The sequence below is a fragment of the Streptomyces sp. NPDC017225 genome, from assembly GCF_044331465.1.
Classification (GTDB): Bacteria; Actinomycetota; Actinomycetes; order Streptomycetales; family Streptomycetaceae; genus Streptomyces.
This window is the reverse complement of record NZ_JBIRNE010000004.1, coordinates 430,534-453,695: the sequence shown is the minus strand read 5'-3', so window position 1 is coordinate 453,695 and position 23,162 is coordinate 430,534. Positions and strand designations below refer to the sequence as shown.

At 70.5% G+C, this 23,162-nt stretch carries 24 protein-coding genes; 12 read left to right on the top strand and 12 right to left on the bottom strand.

Annotated features, from left to right (window positions below):
- Nucleotides 1–105 precede the first annotated feature (105 nt).
- Nucleotides 106–1,071 carry a zinc-binding dehydrogenase gene (locus ACH4NX_RS12750; RefSeq protein WP_351390424.1) on the bottom strand — a complete coding sequence of 322 codons (966 nt, stop codon included), beginning with the start codon at nt 1,069–1,071 and terminating at the stop codon, nt 106–108.
- Between the two features lie 245 nt (nt 1,072–1,316).
- Nucleotides 1,317–2,546 carry an NADP-dependent malic enzyme gene (locus tag ACH4NX_RS12745; RefSeq protein ID WP_351390427.1) on the bottom strand — a complete coding sequence of 410 codons (1,230 nt, stop codon included), beginning with the start codon at nt 2,544–2,546 and terminating at the stop codon, nt 1,317–1,319.
- A gap of 641 nt (nt 2,547–3,187) precedes the next feature.
- Here ACH4NX_RS12745 and ACH4NX_RS12740 point away from each other — a divergent pair.
- The 3 genes from ACH4NX_RS12740 to ACH4NX_RS12730 are packed head-to-tail and all read left to right on the top strand — an operon-like array spanning nt 3,188 to nt 5,900.
- Nucleotides 3,188–4,153, top strand: a complete 966-nt coding sequence (locus ACH4NX_RS12740; RefSeq protein WP_351390429.1) for an ABC transporter substrate-binding protein — start codon at nt 3,188–3,190, stop codon at nt 4,151–4,153.
- Nucleotides 4,154–4,191: 38 nt separating this feature from the next.
- Nucleotides 4,192–5,130: an amino acid ABC transporter permease gene (locus ACH4NX_RS12735; RefSeq protein WP_351390432.1), complete on the top strand. Its 939-nt coding sequence runs from the start codon at nt 4,192–4,194 to the stop codon at nt 5,128–5,130.
- A complete protein-coding gene (locus tag ACH4NX_RS12730; protein WP_351390435.1) occupies nt 5,127–5,900 on the top strand; it encodes an amino acid ABC transporter ATP-binding protein in 774 nt (257 codons plus the stop codon). The genes ACH4NX_RS12735 and ACH4NX_RS12730 overlap by 4 nt, the downstream gene beginning before the upstream one ends.
- 127 nt (nt 5,901–6,027) lie before the next feature.
- Here ACH4NX_RS12730 and ACH4NX_RS12725 read toward each other — a convergent pair whose 3' ends face one another.
- Entirely contained in the window at nt 6,028–6,816 is a 789-nt protein-coding gene (locus tag ACH4NX_RS12725; protein WP_398128846.1) for a class I SAM-dependent methyltransferase, read from the bottom strand.
- 100 nt (nt 6,817–6,916) lie between these two features.
- On the opposite strand from ACH4NX_RS12725, the gene ACH4NX_RS12720 reads away from it, so the two are divergent.
- Nucleotides 6,917–7,546, top strand: coding sequence for a CGNR zinc finger domain-containing protein (locus ACH4NX_RS12720; protein ID WP_351390441.1), 630 nt, complete (start codon nt 6,917–6,919; stop codon nt 7,544–7,546).
- On the opposite strand, the gene sodX is transcribed toward ACH4NX_RS12720, so the two are convergent.
- On the bottom strand, nt 7,450–7,887 hold the full coding sequence (gene sodX, locus ACH4NX_RS12715) for a nickel-type superoxide dismutase maturation protease (protein WP_351390444.1): 438 nt from the start codon (nt 7,885–7,887) through the stop codon (nt 7,450–7,452). The genes ACH4NX_RS12720 and sodX overlap by 97 nt on opposite strands.
- A gap of 146 nt (nt 7,888–8,033) precedes the next feature.
- Between sodX and sodN the strand changes: the two genes are divergently transcribed.
- A complete protein-coding gene (gene sodN / locus ACH4NX_RS12710) occupies nt 8,034–8,429 on the top strand; it encodes a superoxide dismutase, Ni (RefSeq protein WP_064729779.1) in 396 nt (131 codons plus the stop codon).
- Nucleotides 8,430–8,590: 161 nt separating this feature from the next.
- Here the strand turns inward: sodN and ACH4NX_RS12705 are convergent, their stop codons facing one another.
- The 6 genes from ACH4NX_RS12705 to ACH4NX_RS12680 all read right to left on the bottom strand — a co-directional run bounded on the left by ACH4NX_RS12705 (nt 8,591) and on the right by ACH4NX_RS12680 (nt 15,126).
- Nucleotides 8,591–10,135 carry a hypothetical protein gene (locus ACH4NX_RS12705; RefSeq protein WP_398128847.1) on the bottom strand — a complete coding sequence of 515 codons (1,545 nt, stop codon included), beginning with the start codon at nt 10,133–10,135 and terminating at the stop codon, nt 8,591–8,593.
- Complete coding sequence (locus tag ACH4NX_RS12700; RefSeq protein WP_351390450.1) at nt 10,132–10,764, bottom strand: ATP-binding cassette domain-containing protein; 633 nt, start codon at nt 10,762–10,764, stop codon at nt 10,132–10,134. Before ACH4NX_RS12700 ends, ACH4NX_RS12705 begins: the two co-directional genes overlap by 4 nt.
- 94 nt (nt 10,765–10,858) lie before the next feature.
- Nucleotides 10,859–11,443, bottom strand: a complete 585-nt coding sequence (locus ACH4NX_RS12695; RefSeq protein WP_351390712.1) for a dihydrofolate reductase family protein — start codon at nt 11,441–11,443, stop codon at nt 10,859–10,861.
- A gap of 53 nt (nt 11,444–11,496) precedes the next feature.
- Nucleotides 11,497–12,156, bottom strand: a complete 660-nt coding sequence (locus ACH4NX_RS12690) for a GNAT family N-acetyltransferase (RefSeq protein ID WP_351390454.1) — start codon at nt 12,154–12,156, stop codon at nt 11,497–11,499.
- Nucleotides 12,157–12,422: 266 nt separating this feature from the next.
- Nucleotides 12,423–13,631, bottom strand: a complete 1,209-nt coding sequence (locus tag ACH4NX_RS12685) for a family 2 encapsulin nanocompartment cargo protein polyprenyl transferase (protein WP_398128848.1) — start codon at nt 13,629–13,631, stop codon at nt 12,423–12,425.
- Nucleotides 13,632–13,719: 88 nt separating this feature from the next.
- A complete protein-coding gene (locus tag ACH4NX_RS12680) occupies nt 13,720–15,126 on the bottom strand; it encodes a family 2B encapsulin nanocompartment shell protein (RefSeq protein WP_351390459.1) in 1,407 nt (468 codons plus the stop codon).
- Nucleotides 15,127–15,453: 327 nt separating this feature from the next.
- On the opposite strand from ACH4NX_RS12680, the gene ACH4NX_RS12675 reads away from it, so the two are divergent.
- The gene (locus ACH4NX_RS12675; protein ID WP_351390714.1) at nt 15,454–16,032 is read left to right on the top strand and encodes an N-acetylmuramoyl-L-alanine amidase; all 579 of its coding nucleotides are present in this window, start codon (nt 15,454–15,456) and stop codon (nt 16,030–16,032) included.
- Between the two features lie 36 nt (nt 16,033–16,068).
- Nucleotides 16,069–16,977: a 1-aminocyclopropane-1-carboxylate deaminase/D-cysteine desulfhydrase gene (locus tag ACH4NX_RS12670; protein ID WP_398128849.1), complete on the top strand. Its 909-nt coding sequence runs from the start codon at nt 16,069–16,071 to the stop codon at nt 16,975–16,977.
- Nucleotides 16,978–17,185: 208 nt separating this feature from the next.
- Here the strand turns inward: ACH4NX_RS12670 and ACH4NX_RS12665 are convergent, their stop codons facing one another.
- On the bottom strand, nt 17,186–18,778 hold the full coding sequence (locus ACH4NX_RS12665; protein WP_398128850.1) for a Na+/H+ antiporter: 1,593 nt from the start codon (nt 18,776–18,778) through the stop codon (nt 17,186–17,188).
- 59 nt (nt 18,779–18,837) lie between these two features.
- On the opposite strand from ACH4NX_RS12665, the gene ACH4NX_RS12660 reads away from it, so the two are divergent.
- The 3 genes from ACH4NX_RS12660 to ACH4NX_RS12650 all read left to right on the top strand — a co-directional run bounded on the left by ACH4NX_RS12660 (nt 18,838) and on the right by ACH4NX_RS12650 (nt 20,844).
- Entirely contained in the window at nt 18,838–19,098 is a 261-nt protein-coding gene (locus tag ACH4NX_RS12660) for a UBP-type zinc finger domain-containing protein (RefSeq protein WP_351390468.1), read from the top strand.
- A gap of 250 nt (nt 19,099–19,348) precedes the next feature.
- On the top strand, nt 19,349–19,762 hold the full coding sequence (locus ACH4NX_RS12655) for an anti-sigma regulatory factor (protein WP_217167603.1): 414 nt from the start codon (nt 19,349–19,351) through the stop codon (nt 19,760–19,762).
- Nucleotides 19,759–20,844 carry an RNA polymerase sigma factor SigF gene (locus tag ACH4NX_RS12650; RefSeq protein WP_398128851.1) on the top strand — a complete coding sequence of 362 codons (1,086 nt, stop codon included), beginning with the start codon at nt 19,759–19,761 and terminating at the stop codon, nt 20,842–20,844. Before ACH4NX_RS12655 ends, ACH4NX_RS12650 begins: the two co-directional genes overlap by 4 nt.
- Before the next feature lie 93 nt (nt 20,845–20,937).
- On the opposite strand, the gene ACH4NX_RS12645 is transcribed toward ACH4NX_RS12650, so the two are convergent.
- Complete coding sequence (locus tag ACH4NX_RS12645; protein ID WP_351390474.1) at nt 20,938–21,384, bottom strand: hypothetical protein; 447 nt, start codon at nt 21,382–21,384, stop codon at nt 20,938–20,940.
- 189 nt (nt 21,385–21,573) lie between these two features.
- On the opposite strand from ACH4NX_RS12645, the gene ACH4NX_RS12640 reads away from it, so the two are divergent.
- Nucleotides 21,574–22,542, top strand: coding sequence for a diacylglycerol/lipid kinase family protein (locus ACH4NX_RS12640; protein WP_398128852.1), 969 nt, complete (start codon nt 21,574–21,576; stop codon nt 22,540–22,542).
- Between the two features lie 320 nt (nt 22,543–22,862).
- On the top strand, nt 22,863–23,120 hold the full coding sequence (locus ACH4NX_RS12635) for a WhiB family transcriptional regulator (protein ID WP_003973730.1): 258 nt from the start codon (nt 22,863–22,865) through the stop codon (nt 23,118–23,120).
- The last annotated feature ends 42 nt before the right edge of the window (nt 23,121–23,162 follow it).

Sequence of the window (23,162 nt, the reverse complement as noted above, 5' to 3'; positions counted from 1 at the left end):
ACAACACCTGCTCGTCAACCCCGGTTGACATGCCGAAAGCGGCGCGGAGAACGCGAACGGCGGGTCCGGACCACCGAACCCGCCGTCGACGACCTGGAGAACGCGTCAGGAACCGCTGAGCACGATCTTGCCGAACTGCCCTCCGGAGGCCATCCGCTCGAACCCCTCGCGGGCCCGGTCCATCGGCAGCACCTCGTCGATGACGGGACGTACGCCGGTCGCGGCGCAGAAGGACAGCAGGTCCTCCAGCTCGTCCTTGGTGCCCATGGTGGAACCGACGATCTTGAGCTCCAGGAAGAAGACCCGGGTCAGCTCGGCGTGGGAGGGCCGGTCGCCGCTGGTGGCGCCGGAGATGACGAGGGTGCCGCCCGGCCGCAGCGACTTCACCGAGTGGGACCAGGTCGCGGCGCCCACCGTCTCGATGACGGCATCGACCCGCTGCGGCAGCCGCGCGCCCGGCTCGACGGCCTCCACGGCGCCCAGTTCCAGGGCACGCTTCCGCTTGGCCTCGTCCCGGCTGGTGGCGAAGACCCGCAGCCCCGCAGCCTTGCCCAGCACGATCGCGGCCGTGGCGACCCCGCCGCCGGCGCCCTGCACCAGCACCGAGTCGCCGGGACGCACCCCGGCGTTGGTGAACAGCATCCGGTACGCCGTCAGCCAGGCGGTCGGCAGGCAGGCCGCCTCCTCGAAGGAGAGTTCCTTCGGCTTGGGCAGGACGTTCCAGGTCGGCACGGCGACCTGCTCGGCGAACGTCCCCGGGTAGCGCTCGGTCAGGATGGAGCGGGGCTCCTCGGGGCCGACCCCGTGGCCGGTCTGACCGATCACGGAGTGCAGGACGACCTCGTTGCCGTCCTCGTCGACACCGGCGGCGTCGCAGCCGAGAATCATCGGCAGCCGGTCCTCCGGGAGGCCGACGCCACGCAGGGACCACAGGTCGTGGTGGTTGAGGGAGGCGGCCCTGACATCGATGACACTCCAGCCGGGACGGGCCTCGGGAGCCGGACGCTCTCCCAACTCCAGGCCGGTCAGCGGCTGGTCGCGGTCGATTCGGGCGGCGTAGACAGCGAACATGACCTTGACGATAGGTTCCCCGCCCTCCGACCGGAACCACGACGCCCTGTGACACACGCCCTCTTGTCACCGCGCCGCGCCGCTGACCGGCCTGGAGCTGGGGGAGGCACCCCGCAGCGCCGGGCCTCGCCTCCCACCCCGCCCAGCACCGACGCCGCCCATCCAAAAAGCGAACGGCCCCGCCCACCGAGGACGAGGCCGTACACCACACACCGCATCACACCGTCACCGGCGCGATCACACCGTCACCGGCGCGCAACCCCCTCCGCCCGGGCCGCCGCCGCCACCGCCGCCGTGACCGCCGGCGCGACACGCTCGTCGAACGGGGACGGGATGACGTAGTCCGCGGCGAGGTCGTCCCCCACCACGGAGGCCAGCGCCTCCGCCGCCGCGAGCTTCATCCCCTCGGTGATCCGGGACGCCCGCACCTGCAGCGCGCCGGCGAAGATGCCCGGGAACGCCAGCACGTTGTTGATCTGGTTCGGGAAGTCCGAGCGCCCCGTCGCGACGACCGCCGCGTACTTGTGGGCGACCTCCGGATGCACCTCGGGATTCGGGTTGGCCATCGCGAAGACGAACGCGCCCTTGGCCATCGAGGCGACCGCCGGCTCCGGCACCGTACCGCCGGAGACGCCGATGAAGACGTCGGCGCCGGACAGGGCGGCCTCCAGCGAGCCGGACAGGCCCGCCTTGTTGGTGAAGGAGGCCACTTCGCGCTTGACCGGGGTCAGGTCGTCCCGGTCGGCCGAGACGACGCCCTTGCGGTCCGCGACCGCGACGTCCCCGATGCCGGCCTCCACCAGCATCTTGGCGATGGCGACACCGGCCGCGCCCGCGCCCGAGATCACCGCCCGCAGCTCACCCAGCGTCCGCCCGCTCAGCCGTGCGGCGTTCCGCAGGGCCGCGAGTGTCACGACCGCCGTGCCGTGCTGGTCGTCGTGGAAGACCGGGATGTCGAGGCGCTCCTGGAGCTTGCGCTCGATCTCGAAGCACCGCGGCGCCGAGATGTCCTCCAGGTTCACGCCGCCGAAGGAAGGTGCGAGCCGCACCACCGTCTCGACGATGTCGTCGGCGTCCGTGCAGTCGAGCGCGATCGGGACCGCGTCCACACCGCCGAACTGCTTGAAGAGGATCGCCTTCCCTTCCATCACCGGAAGGGAGGCCTCGGGTCCGATGTCCCCGAGTCCCAGCACGGCCGTACCGTCCGTCACGACCGCCACGACCGACGACTTCCAGGTGTAGTCGTGGACGAGGTCGGGCTGCTCGGCGATCGCGCTGCACACTTTCGCGACGCCGGGCGTGTACGCCAGGGACAGGTCGTCCTTGTCACGGACCGGCACGGTGGCCTGCACGGCCATCTTGCCGCCGCGGTGCAGCGCGAACGCGGGGTCGAAGGAGTCGAGGGGCTCCACGCCCGCCTCCTGCTCCGTACTGGCGTCGCTGTCGCTGCGAGGATTGACGATCTCCGCTGCCACTTTGTCTTACCCCTTAAGAGTTCATGGTTTGAGGGTTTGTCCACTCCTGGTGAGGAATGGGCGGGCACCGCGCAGGAAGATGGCCGTTGGGACCACGTGGGCCCTGCGCGACGGGCGCGCCGCACACGCGCCCTGAGCCCCTGATGAGGGGTGTAAAGAACCTTCTTACCCGACGGACACCCACCGCGACGAGTCCGATAAGCGCAAGCTCACATGTCGGACCTCGAACGCCGCATGCCGGTGACATGACTCATAGCGAGGGATCCGGACAACTTCTCGACACCCCTTGACAGGCCAGGAGAACAGACCCTCAAAGGCCGCACGCGCGAGCGAACCATGCCCGCATATCGAGAAATGCCGAAGATCTTCCGGCCGGAAGGGTCGATTCCCGTAAAGGTTCGGTCGTGATGTACCAACCTGGTGCGGTTCGGGGGGCCACCCGTTATCCGATTTTGACATGACGTCCCCCCTGAACGGCCGAGTCCGAATGGCAAGATGCCGTAATCACACGAGGTCGCGACGCTCGAAAGCGTGTGCTCTCGTCGACTCACGGCGCCTGCCGGACCCCCGGCCGGCGCCCCGCTCCACCGGAACCCCACCGTCCCCATCGGCATCTCCCTTCATCCGCCGGAGGAACCACCATGACCGCAAGCTCCACCCGTCGTACGACCGCCGCGCACTCCCGGCTAGCAGCGGTCGGTGCGATCGCGGTCGCAGGCGCCCTGCTGCTCACCGGATGCGGCGACCAGACAAAGAACAACGATTCCGGCAGCGAGAACTCGTCGAAGAGCGATGCCCCGCTGGCCGACAAGCTGCCGCAGTCCATTCGCGACAAGGGCGTCATCAAGGTCGGTTCCGACATCGCCTACGCTCCGGTCGAGTTCAAGGACGACTCCGGCAAGGTCGTCGGTATCGACCCGGACCTGGCCGAGGCGATGGGCAAGCAGCTCGGCGTGGAGTTCGAGTTCCAGAACGCCACGTTCGACACCCTCGTCGGCGGTCTCGCCTCCAAGCGCTACGACATCGCCATGTCTGCCATGACCGACACCAAGCAGCGCCAGGAGGGCATCGACGCCGACACCGGCAAGAAGGTCGGCGCGGGCGTCGACTTCGTCGACTACTTCACGGCGGGTGTCTCGCTGTACACCAACAAGGGCGACGACCAGGGCATCAAGACCTGGGACGACCTGTGCGGCAAGACCATGGCCGTGCAGCGCAACACCTTCTCCCACGACCTCGCCAAGGAGCAGGCGAAGAAGTGCGAGAAGGACGGCAAGAAGACCCTGAAGATCGAGGACTTCGGCACCAACCCCGAGGCTGAGACCCGGATGCGCTCCAAGGGCGCCGACGTCGTCTCCGCCGACTTCCCGATCGCCGCCTACTCCGTGAAGAACTCCGGCGGCGGCAAGTACTACGAGGTCGTCGGCGACCAGGTCGAGGCTGGCCCCTACGGCATCGCCGTGGCCAAGGACAACACCGAGTTGCGCGACGCGCTCCAGGCCGCGGTCCAGGCGCTCATCGACAACGGCGAGTACAAGAAGATCATCGACAAGTGGGGCGTCGCGGACGGCGCGGTCACCGAGGCCAAGATCAACGGCGGTTCCTGAACCAGCCCCGTTCGACTCGGCTCTGAAAGGCTCCACCCGTGACTGTTGACGTCAGCAAGACGGACGGTCCCGACGCGACGCCCCCCGCCGGGCCGGAGGCCATCAAGGCCATTCCAGTCCGGCACCCCGGGCGGTACGTGTCCGCGGCCGTCGCACTCGCCCTCCTGGGCGCGGTCGTCTACGCCTTCGCGCAAGGCAAGATCAACTGGGGCGCGATCCCCGATTACTTCTTCGACGACCGCATCCTCCAGGGCGTCTGGAAAACTCTGCTGCTCACGGTGCTGTCGATGGCGATCGGCATCGTCGGCGGCATCCTGCTCGCCGTGATGCGCCTGTCGAAGAACCCGGTGACCTCGTCGATCGCCTGGTTCTATATCTGGTTCTTCCGCGGCACCCCGGTCCTGGTCCAGCTCTTCGTCTGGTTCAACCTCGGCCTGGTGTTCGAGTACATCAACCTGGGTCCGATCTACAAGGACTACTGGTCCTCGTTCATGACGCCGCTGCTGACGGCGCTGCTCGGTCTGGGCCTCAACGAGGCCGCGTACATGGCCGAGATCTGCCGTGCCGGTCTACTCTCGGTCGACGAGGGCCAGACGGAGGCGTCGCACGCGCTCGGCATGAGCCAGCCGAAGACGCTGCGCCGGATCGTGATCCCGCAGGCGATGCGCGTGATCGTGCCGCCCACGGGCAACGAGGTCATCAACATGCTGAAGACCACCTCGCTGGTCTCGGCGGTACAGTTCGCCGACCTCTTCAAGCAGGCCCAGGACATCGGACAGCGCGCGAGCTCGACGGTGGAGATGTACTTCCTCGCCGCCGCCTGGTACCTGATCATGACCTCGATCCTGAGCGTCGGGCAGTACTACATCGAGCGGTACTACGCCCGAGGTTCCATCCGCACCCTGCCGCCGACGCCGTTGCAGCGCTTCAAGGCGGCCGTCCTGCCCACGCGCCGCCCGAAGGGAGTCACGGCATGACGCAGTCCTCCCCCGCCATGGTCAAGGCCGAGGGCGTCCACAAGTCCTTCGGCGCCGTCGAGGTACTCAAGGGCATCGACCTGGAGGTGAAGCAGGGGGAGGTGTTCTGCCTCATCGGCCCCTCCGGTTCCGGCAAGTCGACCTTCCTGCGCTGCATCAACCACCTGGAGAAGATCAATTCCGGACGGCTGTACGTCGACGGGGAGCTGGTCGGCTACCGCCAGAAGGGCGACAAACTCTACGAGCTCAAGGACAGCGAGGTCGCGGTCAAGCGCCGGGACATCGGCATGGTCTTCCAGCGCTTCAACCTGTTCCCGCACATGACGGCCCTGGAGAACGTCATGGAGGCGCCGATCCAGGTCAAGGGCGTGAGCAAGGCCCAGGCCAGGGACCGTGCGCGCCAGCTCCTGGAACGCGTGGGCCTGGGCGACAAGGCCGGCAACTACCCCTCGCAGCTGTCCGGCGGACAGCAGCAGCGCGTCGCCATCGCGCGGGCCCTCGCCATGGACCCGAAGCTCATGCTGTTCGACGAGCCGACCTCGGCCCTGGACCCGGAACTGGTCGGCGACGTCCTCGACGTCATGCGCGACCTCGCCGAGTCCGGCATGACGATGGTCGTCGTCACCCACGAGATGGGCTTCGCCCGCGAGGTCGGCGACAGCCTGGTCTTCATGGACGACGGTGTGGTGGTCGAGTCGGGCGACCCGCGCGACGTCCTGACGGACCCGCAGCACGAGCGGACGAAGGCGTTCCTGTCCAAGGTTCTCTGAAGAGCAAGGCCCTCCGAAGAGCAAGGTTCCCCAAAGAGCAGGGGTGCCCGAAGAGCAGGGGTCTCCGAAGACCCGTACGACAAGGGGCGGTGCGGAATTCCGTACCGCCCCTTCGGGTTGCCCCGGACTACTTGAGCGCCAGCAGCAGCGTGTCCGACGGCGAGCACCACACCGGCCTCGCCTCGCCGAAACCCTTCTCGCGCAGCACGCGCGCGTGCCACGCCGCCGGGGGCATGTCACCGTCGGCGTGCTCGCCGTAGATCTCGAAGCGGCGGGCGGTGGGCCCGGCGAGGACCGGGTCCTTGGCGGCGAGCTGCCACCACTCGGCCCAGTCGAGCGCGCCCTGTGACCTGGCGGCCGTCATCCGCTCGTGCCGCTGGGCACGTTCGGCCGCGTTGATCCGGGGCGTCGTCTCGTCGATCATGTGGTCCGCGTTCATGAAGACACCACCGTCGCGGACCAGTTCCGCGACCCGACCGTAGAGGGCCGCGAGGGGTTCGGCGTGGAGCCAGTGCAGGGCCGTGGCGGTCAGGACGGCGTCGTAGGAGTCGTGCGGCAGCTTCGCCGTCCAGTCGGGGTCCTTGAGGTCGGCGGTGACCAGCCGGACCCGTTCGTCGCCCGCGAAGGTGCCCTCGGCGATGGCGAGGAGCGCGGGGTCGAGGTCCACACCGGTGCTGGTGGCCTCCGGGAACCGGGCGAGCAGCCGGGCCGTGATGGTCCCGGTGCCGCAGGCGAGGTCGAGCACGCGCGGTGCGGGCCCGACCAGTGCCTCGACCATGTCCAGCATGGTCCGGAAGCGTTCCTCGCGGTCGGGCATGTACCACTCCTGCTGCCGGTCCCAGCTGACCTGCCAGGCCTGCCAGTCGGCGGCGGTCGTGGTGGTAGTGGTGGTAGTGGTGATGTCCGCGTCCGTCATCGAGCCCCTCCGTCGCGTCCGTGACGTAATACCCTGGAAGCACGATCAGCCATTACCTGACCGCAGGCATGACCATAGAGCCCCTTCGTAAGGACTACAAGTGGAACTGGCCTATTACTCGGACTACGCCGTGCGCCTCGTCAACACCGAGGAACCGGCACGGGGACAGGACTCCCTGACCTCGGTCGAGGCCGTCCGCGAGCTCTTCGGCGCCAACCAGTCGGCGGCCCGGCGTGCCACGGACGCGGACGTGACCCGGTTCCGCTCGGTCCGGGGACGGCTGCGGGCGGTCTTCGAGGCGGCCGACGGCGGCGACGAGACCCTCGCCGTGGACCTCCTGAACTCCCTCCTCCTGGAGTTCCCGGTGAGCCCGCAGATCTCCGGGCACGACGTCCGGGACGACGACGGCACCCCGCTGTGGCACATGCACCTGGCGGACCACCCGTCCAACGCGACCGCCGGTTTCGCCGCCATCGCGGCGATGGGCCTGGCCTTCCACCTCACCGAGTACGGCGTGGACCGCCTGGGCCTGTGCGAGGCGGCCCCCTGCCGCAACGCGTACCTGGACACCTCCACCAACCGCTCCCGGCGCTACTGCTCCGACCGCTGCGCCACCCGCGCCAACGTGGCGGCCTACCGCGCCCGCAAGCGCCTGGAGGCGGACCGGGCGGTCAGCACCGGCCTGAGCGCCGACAGCGCCCAGCGGACCACGGCGAACGGCGAGCGCTGACCCGGTCTCAGCGGACGGTAGCGCAGCCGCGCCCTGCCGAGCACGAGTTCCTCGGGGACGGCCCCGTAGTCGGTGCTGTCCCCGCCCGCGAACGCGTTGTCCCCGAGCACCCACCAGCCGGCCCCGCGCCGCTCCACGGCCCGCTTGACCACGAGCAGGTCCTGCTGGAAGGGGTGCCGCAGCACGACCACGTCACCGGGCCTCACCCTGGCCCCCCAGTGCACCAGGAGCACGTCCCCGTGGTGCAGCGTGGGCACCATCGACGGCCCGGTCACCTCGGCCGGCCCGAAGGGCAGGGCCCCTCTCACGCGTTCGGTCTCCTGCGACAGCTGCTCCGGCATAACCCGGCACCTCCCCGGTCTTTCCTCCACCAGTCTCAGTCTCACCCCGGACTTTTGTCCTAAGCCCACGGGGGCACTCGCGAAAACGGGCCTCCCAGGGAGTAATGTCCCCCCTGAGAAGACGATCACGAGGAAGGAACGGCTGCATGCTTTCCCGCCTGTTTGCCCCCAAGGTCACGGTCAGCGCCCACTGCGACCTGCCCTGCGGCGTGTACGACCCTGCCCAGGCCCGCATCGAGGCGGAGTCGGTGAAGGCCGTCCAGGAGAAGATGGCCGGCAACGACGACCCGCACTTCCAGGCTCGCGCCACGGTCATCAAGGAGCAGCGCGCCGAGCTCGCGAAGCACCACGTCTCCGTGCTGTGGAGCGACTACTTCAAGCCCCCGCACTTCGAGAAGTACCCGGAGCTGCACCAGCTGGTCAACGACACCCTGAAGGCCCTCTCGGCCGCCAAGGGCTCGACCGACCCGGCGACCGGCCAGAAGGCCCTGGACTACATCGCCCAGATCGACAAGATCTTCTGGGAGACCAAGAAGGCCTGATCACCGGTCATGCCGTTCGGCCCGCGGTCGCACTGGTCGCACGGTCCTCCGGTCCGCACCCGTTCCGCGGTACGCCGAGCAAGGCGTCCATGGCGGACCGGGTGCGGTCTTCTTTCCGGAGCCGCGCGCGTGGCCGTGGGCCCGTGACAGGCCGCCGCCCCTCAGGCCCGCCTGAGGCGGGAGAGCAGGCCCCGGTGCGCCCATCCCGTCCGGCGCAGGCCCGTCCAGACGCAGCAGGCGGCCACGGCGAGCGCGAGCACCGCCGCACCGGGCGCGGACGGGACGGCGTTCATCAGGGCGACGCCGATCACCACCGCGACGAATCCGTCGAACTGCCACGCCACGATCACCAGCCCGGAGAGATCGCCGAACGGCGTGACGACGGGGAGAAGCAGTGAGAGCGGCAGTTGCGTCTTCATCTCACGCAGGAACCTGGCGCCGAGGGCCGAGACCACCGACCCGGCCACGAGCAGGACCGTGTCCAGCGGGCGCCCGTCGTGCTGCGGCCACCGGGCCACGACGGCGAGGCCGCCTCCCAGGGACGTTCCGACCGCCACGGCGGTCACCGGCCATGCCAGCGTGCGGGCCGGCAACCCGCCCCACCACTCGCCGAACAGCGGGGCCAGGGTCAGCTCGTCGCGCAGGCCACGCCAGGTCTCGCCCACCCAGCCGGACCCGAGATACACGCAGACGGAGCCGGCCATCCACAGCGGCGGTACCGGATCCCCGTCGGCTCCGGCCACCCCGAGCGTCAGCAGCGCACCGCCGGCCGGCAGCAGAGCCACGGCCGCGAGCGCGCGACCACGGGTGCGCAGCGCCCTGACCGCACCCTGGGAGAGATGCCCGCGAAGGCGTCCGTCCGGGCGGAACAGGGCCGAGGTGAGTCCGCGCGGCTCCGGCCGGTACAGGTCGAGCGCGTGGTGGAGCGTACCCGTCAGCACGTACGCCTGGGCCTGGGAGGCGCGTGCCGACTCGCGGGCGAGTCTGGCCAGGTCGACCGTCCGGATCGCCCGGAAGGCCGCCCGTCCGAGGACCGCGGCGGTGGCCGCCAGTAGCCCGGCGAGGAACCACAGGGTCCCCGTGCCGTCCGTGGCCACGCGGCCGGTCACCGTCACGACCAGCGCCGCGGCGCCCGCGGCGGAAGCGAACACCAGGTTGTCGGACATCGGCCGCACCTGGCCCCACAACCAGGCGGCCGCGGTGAGGGCACTGAGTCCCACCGCGATCGCCGTACCCCGCGTCGCGGTGCCCGGGTGGTCGAACAGGTCGGTCGCCAGAAACGCCGCCGTACACATCGTCAGCAGCAGGGCGGCAGTCGCGTACGCCAGTCGGCGCCGGGCGATCGTGCCGAGGTAGCCCGTCGGGGACAGGTCCGTGGACATGAACACGTGCAGCAGGAAGGGCGGGAGCACCAGCGGCCCCCAGAACCGGCCGGCGAGTTGGGCGCCCCAGCACGCCGTCACGGCGAGCGCGCAGGCCACAGGTGTCGCGTCGGCGGGAGTTCCCAGCGGGACGAGCCCCGGCGACCTACTGGCGGCGTGGAGGGCCGGTACCAGGAAGAAGACGCCGAACAGGGCGACGAGGTAGGCGGTGTACGCGCGGCCACGCACCGTGGCCCGGTCACCGCGGCGGGCGTAGCGATGCCGGACGGCGTGGACGCGGTCGCCGGCCTCGGCGTCGGGGGCCACGATGTGCCGCGTCGTCACCCCAGCTCCACACGGCCGTCGCACACGCCCACGAGGGCGGGCTCGTGGGTGGCGACCAGGAACGCCGTACCCTGCTTCGCCCGCTCCGCCAGCAGTGCGGCCACCAGATCGACCCGGTGCCCGTCGAGGTGCCGCTCGGGTTCGTCGAGCAGTACGACATCGGCGGGACGGACCAGCGTCAGCGCGAGGCTGAAGAGTTGCGACTGGCCGGACGAGACCTGGTGGGGAAAGCGTTCACCCAGTGAGGACAGCCCCAGCCGTTCGACGACCCGTTCGGCCCGTTCGGTGGTCGCCGGGGCGTTGCCGTACCAGGAGGCGGCGACCAGTGTCACCTGCTCGCGCAGCGTCATGTCACGGGCGACCGGGATCGGCTCGACGAGCGAGGCCACGTACCGTCGGTGCCGGGGCTTCGTCAGGTCCGCGGGCTCGCCCATCACCGAGACCGACCCGGCCGTGAGGCCCCGACTGCCCAGGAAGGCACGCAGGAGCGTCGTCTTGCCCGTCCCGTTGCCGCCCGTGACACACCAGAGCTCACCCGGTGACGCGTCGAACGTCGTGGGGGCGAGCAGCACGGTGTCCCCCAGGGCGACCGTCGCGCCGTCCGCCGCTATCACAGGAACTCCGGTCACTCACGCTCCAGAACCACACACGTTTCTCGTGAACGCGCACTGTACTCTTCGGCCCCCTGCGACCTGACTCGAGTGTGCTCCTCGTGGGAGGCGTTCAGTGCTTCCTGCCGTACGTCCGCACCACGATGCCGTTGCCGAAGGCCCGCACCCCCTCCTGGACGAACTCGGAAACCTGAAAGCCCGAGCCGAACATCGGCATGCCCGTGCCCAGCACCACCGGGTACGTCTTGACGACCAACTCGTCGACCTCGTCGAACAGCTCGCCGGCCACGGCCGAGCCGCCGCACAGGTAGATGTCGAAGGCGCTGTCCTGCGCCTTCAGCGCGCGGACCCTGCCGACCAGGTCCGCCGAGATGATCTCGACGTGCGGATCGGGTGACTCCGTGAGCGTGCGCGAGGCCACGTACTCACGCAGATGGGCGTAGGGGCTGGTGATGCCCTCCTTCAGGGCCAGGTCGTAGCTGGCCCTGCCCTGGATGATCGTGTCGAACCGTTTGTTGGGCAGGTCGTCGATCCCGAGGGCCCGGCGGCCGTGGGTCGGCAGCGTCTCCGGATACTCCGACGTCAGGTACGCGAAGAACTCCTCGTCGACGAACGGGACCATGAAGGACGCGTCGCCGTCCGGGCCACCGATGAAGCCGTCGATCGAGCAGGCGATGAAGTACGTGAGCTTGCGCAAAGTGGTCTCCTCCATGTCAACCACTCCAGTTATAGTACTCCATCCGTAGTGGTTCAAGTGGTTTCCGCTTTCCGCTGCCGGACGGCCACCGCGGCCTGCGGCTCGCGCCACATCGGCCACATCCGTGGTCCGTCCGGCAGGTCCAGTGACCGGCCGGTGAACTCGAAGCCGAGGCGTTCGTACAGTCCCCGGCCGCGAGCGCTGCTCGCCTGCAGATAGGCGGGCACCCCTTCGCGGTCGCAGCGGTCGAGAACCGACTCGATGAGCAGGGTGCCCAGACCCTCGCCCTGCCGTCCGGGGGCCACGCCGATCATCCACAGGTACTCGTGGGCCCGGCCTGAGGGGTGGATGGCGTCCGTCAGCCGGGCGATCAGCTCGACGCGCTCGTTCTCCGGGTCGACGGCCTCGCGCACCTGGACGGGGACGTCACCGGCCTCGCCGCAGGGGTCGCCGCCCGGCTCGTCGCCGGTATGCCCGTCCGCCGGCACCGGCAGCCACAGCGCGCAGGCCGCGCCGTCCTCGGTCAGATCGACACGCCCGTCGGCGAGGACGGCGTCGGTGAAGGCGGCCATGAGCCGGTGGTGGGTCCGGCGGCGGTACTCCTCGTCGGGGAAGACCCAGCTGCTCACCGGATCGTCCTGGAAGGCCTCGTCCAGCAGCCGGACGACCAGCTCCCGGTCGCCCTGCCCCGCCGTCCTGATCCCCACACCCATGTCCGCCCCGCCCCTTCGGCCCAACGCCACCCGTGTGTACGGCGGTTGAGCCTAGTCGCCGACACCGGCGGACGGTGGTGGGTCTTCCGGCCGCACGCCGGAAGGGGGGCGGGCCCCGCACACCGTGGGGAAGTGCGGGACCCGCCGAACCGGAGCCCTTGGCGGTGCGGCCGTACGTCGGTCAGGTCCGTACGGTCCTGCACGGGCTCCGGGGTCTTGCGTGGCCGGCCGGGCAGGGCGTGGTCGCCAGGCCGGCCGGGCGGCCGTCAGGTGCTGCGACGGGTCACGAACTCGGCCAGCGCGAGCAGTCCGCCCGCCGCCTCCGGGTCGGGCACGGCGCGAGCCAGTTCCTGCATGGCCCTGGCCATCCGGTCGGCCGCCTGGGCCTGTGCCCAGTCCCGGCCGCCCGCCCGCTCCACGGCCAGTGCGGTGCGCTCCAGGTCCTCCTTGCCCTCGTCGTAAGGCGTCGCGTACAGCTCGGCCAGTCCGGCGGCGGCGGGGGTGCCGGAGGTGAGGGCGGCGACCACCGGCAGCGACTTCTTGCGGGCGGCCAGGTCCGCGCCGGCCGGCTTGCCGGTACGGCGCGGGTCGCCCCATATGCCGATGACGTCGTCGATGAGCTGGAAGGCGAGGCCCGCCTCACGGCCGAAGGCGTCCATGGCCTCGACGTCCTCGTCGGCGGCACCGGCGTACAGCGCGCCGAGGGCACAGGCGCATCCCAGCAGGGCGCCCGTCTTGGCCTCGGCCATGGCGAGCGTCTCGTCGAGGGTGACGTCACCCGGGGCGCGCCCCTCCATGGCCGTGTCCGCGTGCTGCCCCTCGCACAGCTCCATGACGCAGTCGGCGAGCCGGGTGGCCGCAGCCGCGGACGCCGGGTGCGGATCCGCGGCGAGCAGCCTCAGGGCCAGCGCCTGGAGAGCGTCCCCCGCGAGGATCGCGTCGGCGTCACCGAACACGGTCCACGCGGTCGGCCGGTGGCGTCGGGTGGCGTCGCGGTCCATCACGTCGTCGTGCAGCAACGTGAAGTTGTGGACCAGTTCCACCGCCGCCGCGGCCCGTACCGCCGCCGCCCGGGCCCCGGGGCCGCCGAGCGCGGCGGCCGAGGTGAGGACGAGCGCGGGACGGATCGCCTTGCCCGCGTTACCCGCCGCGGGTGTGCCGTCCGCGTGCTGCCAGCCGAAGTGGTAGAGCGCGGTCCGACGCATCGAAGCGGGCAGTGACGCCATGGCGGACCGCAGTTCGGGGTCGACCGAGGCCCGCGACTGCCGAAGGAGCGCCACCGCCTCGTGCCCGTCCAAGACCACCCCTTCGCACCCGTCGGACATCACCGGCTCCAGCCCGTCGGACACGACCGGCCCCTGCCCCTCGGGCGTCGTCCCCGGCTCCGTCTCCCGCTGCGTGCCGATGGGCCCGTGCCTTTCCAGCGTCCCGGTGGGGTGGCACGTCTCGGTGGCGCCGCGCCGAGCCTCTGTCATGGACTCACCTCCCCCATACGCACGCCTCCGTACCCCCGGGGGTGTACCCGCCCCGAAGGGCGGGAACACGGCGTTCGGGGCACTGGCGTCACTGCCAGCGGCCGATCTCGACGTTCTCCAGGACGCCGAGCGCGTCCGGTACGAGGACCGCGGCCGAGTAGTAGGCCGTGACCAGGTACTTGATGATGGCCTGCTCGTTGATGCCCATGAAGCGCACCGACAGACTCGGCTCGATCTCGTCAGGGATGCCGGTGGCACGCAGGCCGATGACGCCCTGGTCCTGCTCACCGGTACGCATCGCGATGATCGAGGACGTGCGGGACTCGGTGACCGGAATCTTGTTGCACGGGTAGATCGGAACACCGCGCCAGGTCGGGATGCGGTTGCCGGCGATGTCGATGGTCTCGGGGACGAGCCCGCGCCTGTTGAGCTCGCGTCCGATGGCGGCGATCGCACGCGGGTGGGCGAGGAGCAGCTTGGTACCGCGCCGGCGGCTGAGCAGTTCGTCCAGGTCGTCCGGGCCGGGCACGCCGTCGTGCGGCTGGATCCGCTGGTCGTACTCGCAGTTGTGCAGCAGGCCGAACTCGCGGTTGTTGACGAGCTCGTGCTCCTGGCGCTCCTTCAGCGCCTCGACCGTCAGCCGGATCTGCTGCTCGGTCTGGTTCATCGGCTGGTTGTAGAGGTCGGCCACCCGCGAGTGGATGCGCAGCACGGTCTGGGCGACGCTCAACTCGTACTCACGGGGCCGGGCCTCGTAGTCGACGAAGGTGTGCGGGATGTCCGGCTCACCGCTGTGACCGGCGGAGAGGTCGATGGCCTTCTCGCCGAGCTTGTTGGTGCGCTGCTCGGGGATCGAGCGCCGCTCCTCGAGGTGCGTGCGCAGCGAGTCCGCGCGCTCCGCGATCTGCTCCACCTCCTGGCGGGGCAGCACCAGCACCGTGCAGGCGGTGACCGCGCGGGCGGTGTACTCCCAGATGGCGTCCCCGTCGAGCAGCGCCTGGTCGCCGAAGTAGGAGCCGTCGGCGAGGACGCCGAGCACCGCGTCGTCGCCGTAGGGGCCGGTGCCGACCTTCTCCACCTTGCCGTGCGCCAGCAGGTAGACCTCGTCGGCCCGGCCGCCGAACGAGGCGATCACCTCACCGGGGCCGAACTCCCGCTGCACACAGCGCTGTGCCAGTTCCGAGAGCACCTCCTCGTCCTCGTACGAGCGCAGGGCCGGCAGCTCGCCCAGCTCGGCGGGGATGACCTCGACGCGGTCGCCGGTCTTCACGAACGTCACCCGGCCGTCGCCCACGGCGAAGGTCATGCGCCGGTTCACCCGGTACGTGCCGCCCTGGACGTCGACCCAGGGAAGCGTGCGCAGCAGCCAGCGAGAGCTGATCTCCTGCATCTGAGGTACGGACTTGGTCGTGGTGGCCAGGTTCCGCGCGGCCGCCGTGCCAAGACTCTGCTGCGGCCTGGTCTGCTCGGTGCGGACCTCTTCGCCTACCGACATAAGGAATTGCCCCTCCGGTCGTGCCGGGCGGCTGTGCCCGGCATCGATGTGCGGGGCCCAGCCTTCCTCACGGAGCGTGCCGGTGCTATTACCCGAACGAGCGGGAATGGATCACCGGAGACCGGGGCAGATAGGAGAGCTTGTTCGGCGGCTCGGCGTCTTGTCCGGTCCCGTCCGGGCTGTTGGCCGGGACAAGATTGTCCGGATCGGATCGCACACGGACCGAACAAGTACTAGGAAGCACTCCGTTTCGGTACAAGCACGGTACGAGGCGGTCGCGCCGGGCGGTCGTCGCGCAGCGTGAAGGAGTCGGCCGTGGCCTCACCCATGTCCGCGAGCAGTTTCCTCAAGGCACTGAAAGCAGAGGGCCTCACCGTCGTCCAGGTCGGCGACTGGCGGGACCACAACCGCAACCACAAGGGCCCGTGGGGGCCCGTGCACGGCGTGATGATCCACCACACGGTCACCAAGGGCAGCAAACGGACCGTGGAGATCTGCCGCAAGGGCTACGAGGGCCTGCCGGGGCCGCTGTGCCACGGGGTCATCACCAAGGACGGCAAGGTCCACCTGATCGGGTACGGCCGGGCCAACCACGCCGGGTTCGGCGACGACGACGTCCTGCGCGCGGTGATCGCGGAGAAGGGGCTGCCCAGGGACAACGAGACGAACACCGACGGCAACCGGCACTTCTACGGCTTCGAGTGCGAGAACCTGGGCGACGGCGACGATCCGTGGCCGGCGGCACAGCTGGAGGCGATCGAGCGGGCCGCGGCCGCGGTCTGCCGCCACCACGGGTGGAACGAACGTTCCGTCATCGGCCACCTCGAATGGCAGCCGGGGAAGGTCGACCCCCGGGGGTTCACGATGGCGTCGATGCGGGGGCGGATCCGGGACCGGCTGAAGTGACCGTGCGCCGCGCACCGGCGGCGTGACAATGGCAGGGTGAACGACACCGACACCTCCGGCCCCGCCCTCCTGCGACCTCGCCTGCCCTCACCGTTGCAGGAGATCGCCGACGGGCGGTTCGAACGTCGCGGTGTCCGGTTGCTACTCAAGCGGGACGATCTGATCCACCCCGAACTGGTCGGCAACAAATGGCGCAAACTGGCGCCGAATCTCGCCATGGCGGGCGGTCGTGCCGTCGTCACGTTCGGCGGCGCCTACTCCAACCACCTGCGCGCCACGGCCGCCGCCGGCCGACTGCTCGGGCTGCCCACGGTGGGTGTGGTACGCGGTCAGGAACTGGCCGGCCGGCCGCTCAACCCCTCCCTGGCCCGGTGCGCGGCCGACGGCATGCGGCTGCACTTCGTCGACCGCTCGACGTACCGCCGCAAGACCGAACCGGAGATTCTGGCGGCCCTCCTGCGCTCGGTGGACGCCGAGGACGCGGTCGTCGTTCCCGAGGGCGGCAGCAACGCGGAGGCCGTCCGCGGCTGCCGGGCCCTCGGGGAGGAACTGGGCGAGCACACCGACGTGGTCGCGCTCGCCTGCGGCACCGGCGGCACGCTCGCCGGGCTGGCCGCCGGCCTCCCCGCGGGCCGTCGCACGCTGGGGATACCGGTACTGAAGGGCGGCTTCCTGACCGACGACATACGGCGCCTCCAGGAGCGCGCGTTCGGCGGGGTCCGCGGCTCCTGGAGCCTCGACGACCGCTTCCACTGCGGCGGCTACGCCCGCACCACTCCCGAGCTCGACTCCTTCGCCGAGGACTTCGAACACCGCCACGGCCTCCCCGTGGAGCGCGTCTACGTCGCCAAGGCGCTCCACGCCCTGCTCGCCCTCACCGAGGAGGGCGCCTTCCCTCGCGGGACCACCCTGACGGCGGTCGTCACGGGCCGCCCCTTTCCCTGAACGGACCCCGCGCGGCCCCGGCCGACCGGCGGGGCTCGCTCCGGTGTCCGGCGCCGCACGCGCGCGAGGCGCCCCGCCTCGCCCAGGCCGCGTCGGACCGCCCGCACCGCGGGCCGCCTCGGACCGCCCGCACCGCGGGCCGCCTCGGACCGCCCGCACACCGCCGGACCCACGACGCACCGCCGGCGACCCGGTCGCCGCCGGGCCGCTACGCCGTCTCCCGGTACGCCGCCGCCTCCTCCAGGTCCAGCCGGCGCAGCAGCGTCCGCAGCATCTCGTCGTCGATGTAGCGGCCGTCCCGCAACCGGACGAAGACCTCCCGCTCCGCGCCGATCATCTCCCGGGACAGCCGCCGGTAGGTGTCGTCGACGCTCTCCCCGGTGACGGGGTTGACCTGCCCGAGCCGTTCCCACACGGCGTTGCGGCGGCGCTCCAGAACCGTGCGGAGGCGGTCGGCGAGCGGGGCAGGCAGGGCGTCGCGCTCGTCGGCGAGGAGGTCGTCCAGGCGCTGCTCGGCGGCGCGGGAGGCCTGCGCCTGCGCGTTGGCTTCCGCCAGCGTCCGGGCCTGTACGTCGTGAGCGGGGAACTTCAGCAGACGGATCAACGGCGGCAGGGTGACGCCCTGGACGACGAGAGTGCCGATGACCGTGGTGAAGGTGAAGAACAGCAGCAGGTCGCGCTCGGGGAAGGGCTCGCCGCCGTGCACGGTGAGCGGGATGGAGAAGGCGATCGCCAGCGAGACCACGCCCCGCATTCCGGCCCAGCCGATCACGAACGGCCCCTTCCAGGACAGGTCACCCTCGCGCGCGCGGACGCGTGCCGACAGCCTCGGCAGGAAGGTCGCCGGGTACACCCACACGAATCTCGCCACGGCGACCACCAGGAAGACGGCGACCGCGTACCACGCGACGTCGGCACCCTCGTACCCCCCGAGGCCCTCGAGGACGACGGGCAGCTGGAGTCCGATCAGCGCGAACACCGCCGACTCCAGGACGAACGCGACCATCTTCCACACCGCCTCCTCCTGGAGACGGGTGGCGAAGTCGACCTGCCACGCGCGGTGGCCGAGACAGAGGGCGACGACCACCACCGCGAGCACCCCGGAGGCGTGCACCTGCTCGGCGACCGCGTAGGCGACGAAGGGGATCAGCAACGAGAGCGTGTTCTGGAGCAGCGCCTCCCTCAGGTGGGTGCGCAGCCACTGGAGCGGCACCATCAGCACCAGTCCGACGCCGACGCCGCCGATCGCCGCGATCAGGAACTCCGTGATCCCCCCGGCCCAGGTGGCGCCCTCGCCGACCGCCGCGGCGAGCGCCACCCTGAAGGCGGTGATGGCGGTGGCGTCGTTCACCAGGGACTCTCCCTGGAGGATGGTCGTGATCCGGGGTGGCAGCCCCACGCGGCGCGCGACCGCCGTGGCCGCGACCGCGTCCGGCGGCGCCACCACCGCGCCGAGCACCAGGGCCGCGGTCAGCGGCAGACCGGGCACGATCAGGTACGCGGCGCAGCCGACGACGAAGGTCGCGAAGAGCACGTAGCCCACGGACAGCAGCGCCACGGGCCGCAGCTGGGCCCGCAGGTCGAGGTAGGAGCTGTCGGTGGCCGCCGTGTGGAGCAGCGGGGGCAGCAGCAGCGGCAGGACGATGTGCGGGTCGAGGGTGTAGTCGGGCACGCCGGGGACATAGCTCACCGCCAGGCCCACCGCGACCAGCAGCAGCGGCGCCGGCACGGGCACCCGCCGTCCCGCCGCCGCGATCGCGGCGCTGCCCGCCACCAGCATCAGCAGCGGCATCACGTCCATCGTCCTCGCCCGCTCTCTTTCCGCGCGGCCCTGCGCACACCCGACGTAACCTGGCAATCATGAAACAGTGCACGCACGCCGACGCGCTGCCGCACCCGGAACCGGAACCGCGGAGCGAGACCTGCCCGGAGTGTCTGGCCGAGGGCACGGACCCGGTGCAGCTGAGGCTGTGCCTCGTCTGCGGGCACGTCGGCTGCTGCGACTCCTCGCCCAGGCGGCACGCGACGGCGCACCACGAGGACACCGGCCACCCGGTGATACGGACCTTCGAGCCCGGGGAGAACTGGCGCTGGTGCTTCGTCGACCACGTCCTCGTGTGACCTGTGCCCGGGACGGTTCGACCGTCTGGCGCCTGGGTACGTCAACCCGGCGCGCGCTCTTCCGATTTGAGCCCGCCGAACCCCTAGCCACTGTGCGTGTTCATGTGTTTACTATGAGTGACAGCAAGGGGTTGGGGTCTCGGGGACAGGAAAGTTCGGAGCGCGATAACGTCACCGCTGAACCATGTATCGCGTTACCCCGAGGGGCGGCCCTCGGCCCTGTAACGCTTGTACCACCTTGGAGGTGAGGGTGTCCCAGATCGCAGGCGAGCCCGCGACCCAGGACTTCGTCGAAGTCCGGCTGCCGGCCGCGGGTGCCTACCTGTCGGTGCTGCGTACGGCGACGGCCGGCCTCGCAGCCCGTTTGGACTTCACCCTCGACGAGATCGAGGACCTGCGCATCGCAGTGGACGAGGCCTGCGCGATCCTGCTTCAGCAGGCCGTGCCCGGCTCGGTGCTCAGTTGCGTCTTCCGCCTCGTCGACGACTCGCTCGAGGTCACCGTCTCGGCGCCGACCACGGACGGCCACGCCCCGGCGCGGGACACCTTCGCCTGGACCGTGCTGTCCGCGCTCGCCGGCAAGGTCTCCTCCGCCGTGGACGAGGACAAAACCGTTTCGATCAGCCTCTACAAACAGCGCGGCGCGGGACCCGGGCCGACGTGAGGAACGGGGACGGGCCGGTGCGGGACGAAGAGCGCGGCACAGGGGAGCTGCCGGCCGAGGGCACACGTTCTGAGAACGAGGCCCGGCGCATGGCGGACGGCATCGACGGCATTCCCGAGCAGGCCCGGCCGCATCCGGAGGACGAGGCCTCGCCCGGGGCCGTCGTCCCGGGCGACGGGCAGCGGACCGGGGACACCCCCGTCCGTCCCGTCCGAGCGGAGGCGAGGGCTCGGGAAAGGGCAACGGGCGGGACGATGAGCGAGCACGAGCGACACTCCGAGGACGGCGCGCCGGGTGCACGGGGCACGCAGGGCACGCGGCACGACCCGCAGGACCGTAGCGGGGCGCGTCTCCTGTTCGCCGAGCTGCGCACGCTGACGAAGGACAGCCCCGAGTACGCGGAGCTGCGCAATCGGCTGGTCCGCATGCATCTGCCGCTCGTCGAGCACCTCGCACGCCGCTTCCGCAACCGCGGCGAGCCCCTGGACGACCTCACCCAGGTCGCCACCATCGGACTGATCAAGTCGGTCGACCGGTTCGACCCGGAGCGCGGGGTGGAGTTCTCCACGTACGCGACCCCGACGGTCGTCGGTGAGATCAAGCGGCACTTCCGGGACAAGGGCTGGGCGGTGCGCGTCCCGCGCCGGCTGCAGGAACTGCGGCTGGCCCTGACGACGGCCACGGCGGAGCTTTCACAGCTGCACGGGCGCTCCCCCACGGTCCACGAGCTCGCCGAGAAACTGGCGATCTCGGAGGAGGAGGTCCTGGAGGGCCTGGAGTCGGCCAACGCGTACTCCACGCTGTCCCTGGACGTCCCGGACACCGACGACGAGTCCCCGGCGGTCGCCGACACCCTCGGCGCCGAGGACGAGGCCCTGGAGGGTGTCGAGTACCGGGAGTCGCTCAAGCCGCTGCTCGAGGATCTGCCGCCGCGGGAGAAACGCATCCTGCTGCTGCGCTTCTTCGGCAACATGACCCAGTCGCAGATCGCGCAGGAGGTCGGGATCTCGCAGATGCACGTATCGCGGCTGCTGGCGCGCACGCTGGCGCAGCTGCGGGAGAAGCTGCTGGTCGAGGAGTAGCCGAGGAGCAGCCGTCGGCGCCCGGAGACCACCGGGCGGCTCTTGCGCCGGTCACCGCCGGGCAGCGGTCATTTCCCAGCGGTCACTCACCGGTCACTTCTGGGCGCTGCTGGGTCCCCGGATACCGAGGGCCTGGGTGGTCGCGGGGTTCACGAGCAGCACCAGCGCCGTGACGGCCACGACACCGAGCACGATGCCCGCCGGGATGGCGACGCTGTCGGCCTGCAACAGGTTGTACGCCACGGGCAGCGCCATGATCTGCGTGATGACCGCGGGCCCACGACTCCAGCCGCGTCGGCCGATCAGACCGCGGGCGGCGAGCAGGGGCAGCAGCGCGAGGACGATCAGGGTGATACCACCCGTGATGGCCGAGGTCCGGTCGTCGGGGTGACCGGTCAGGCCCAGCACGAGCATCCAGGCGCCGCCGACGACGAGCGCCAGCCCCTCCAGTGCGGCGAGCGCGGCCGCGGCGGTCAGCCGGCCGGGACGAGGGCCCGCCTCTTCGGCGGCTTCGGGGGTGGGGTTCTGCTCACTGCTCACCCCTGAAGGGTAGCCCTCGGCGCACCGGCACCCGCGAGCGCGTCCGCCGTACCACCGCACCAGGCCGTACCGCCCCCGACGACGCACCGCACGCGTCCCGCGCCCGCGGGAAACCGCCCGCGCCCCGCACCCGTGGCGATCCTCACCTCGGACTGGGCCGAGTACCACCCAGTAGGTACCCTGCAAACCATGCGTGCACTTCTCGTGGTCAATCCGGCGGCAACCACCACGAGTGCGCGTACGCGCGACGTGTTGATCCACGCCCTCGCGAGCGAGATGAAGCTCGAAGCGGTCACCACCGAGTACCGCGGCCACGCGCGCGACCTCGGCCGGCAGGCGGCGCGGAGCGACGACGTCGACCTGGTGGTCGCCCTCGGCGGCGACGGCACGGTGAACGAGGTCGTCAACGGTCTGCTGCACGCCGGCCCCGCCCCGGAGCACCTGCCCGGCCTCGCGGTGGTCCCCGGCGGTTCCACCAACGTCTTCGCCCGCGCCCTCGGTCTGCCCAACCACGCGGTGGAGGCCACCGGCGCCCTGCTGGACGCGCTGCGCGAGGGCAGTGAGCGGACCGTCGGACTCGGCCTGGCGTCGGGCACGCCGGGGTCGGACGACGAGGCGGTCCCGGCCCGCTGGTTCACGTTCAACGCGGGACTGGGATTCGACGCCGGCGTGGTCGGCCGCGTGGAGCAGCACCGCGAGCGCGGCAAGAAGTCGACACACGCCCTCTACGTCCGTCAGGTGATGCGCGCGCTCATCGGCGAGCCGCACCGCCGCAGCGGAACGATCACCCTGGAGCGGCCCGGCGAGGACCCGGTCACCGACCTGGTGCTGTCCATAGTTTCGAACACGTGCCCCTGGACGTTTCTCGGCAACCGTCCGATCTACGCGTCGCCCGAAGCCTCGTTCGATACCGGGCTCGACGTCTTCGGCCTCCACCGCCTGTCGACGGCGGCGGTTGCCCGGTATGGCACCCAGTTGCTCACTTCGTCCCCCGAGCGCGGACCCCGGGGCCGGCACGCCGTCTCCCTGCACGATATGACCGAGTTCACCTTGCAATCGAAGGTGCCACTCCCCCTCCAGATGGACGGTGACCACCTGGGGCTGCGGACTAGCGTGACGTTCACAGGCGTTCGCCGTGCACTGCGTGTGATTGTGTGAGCAGAAGGGGCGAAAGTCCTTTCACTCGAACGTTTAGACCAGGGTCCACCCCATAGAAGTACGGCTGTGACCTAGTCGACACCGCAGAATCTAAAAAAACTTTCCGGAAGGGGTTGTATCCGCCGCCGAGGTTTGCGAGTCTCTACTTGGCGATCGGGACGGCCCGCAAGACCGGCCTCCACAGATCACCAGAACCCCTCTTCAAACCACAGGACCACGTCAGGGCAACCTGGCGGTAGGCCCTTCCCTTGTTGAGGGATTCGTGAAAGCGTTCACATTCACAAGCATCCCGCATGTAATACCAAGGAGAGGTAGCAGCCATGGACTGGCGTCACCGCGCCGTTTGCCGCGAGGAAGACCCCGAGCTCTTCTTCCCCATCGGCAACACCGGTCCCGCGCTGCTGCAGATCGAGGAAGCCAAGGCCGTCTGCCGTCGCTGCCCTGTCATGGAGCAGTGCCTGCAGTGGGCGCTCGAGTCCGGCCAGGACTCCGGCGTCTGGGGTGGTCTCAGCGAGGACGAGCGCCGCGCAATGAAGCGCCGTGCCGCCCGCAACCGGGCTCGTCAGGCTTCCGCCTGACCATCCACCCCTGCTGACAGCCTGAGCTTGGCGGCGTGTACA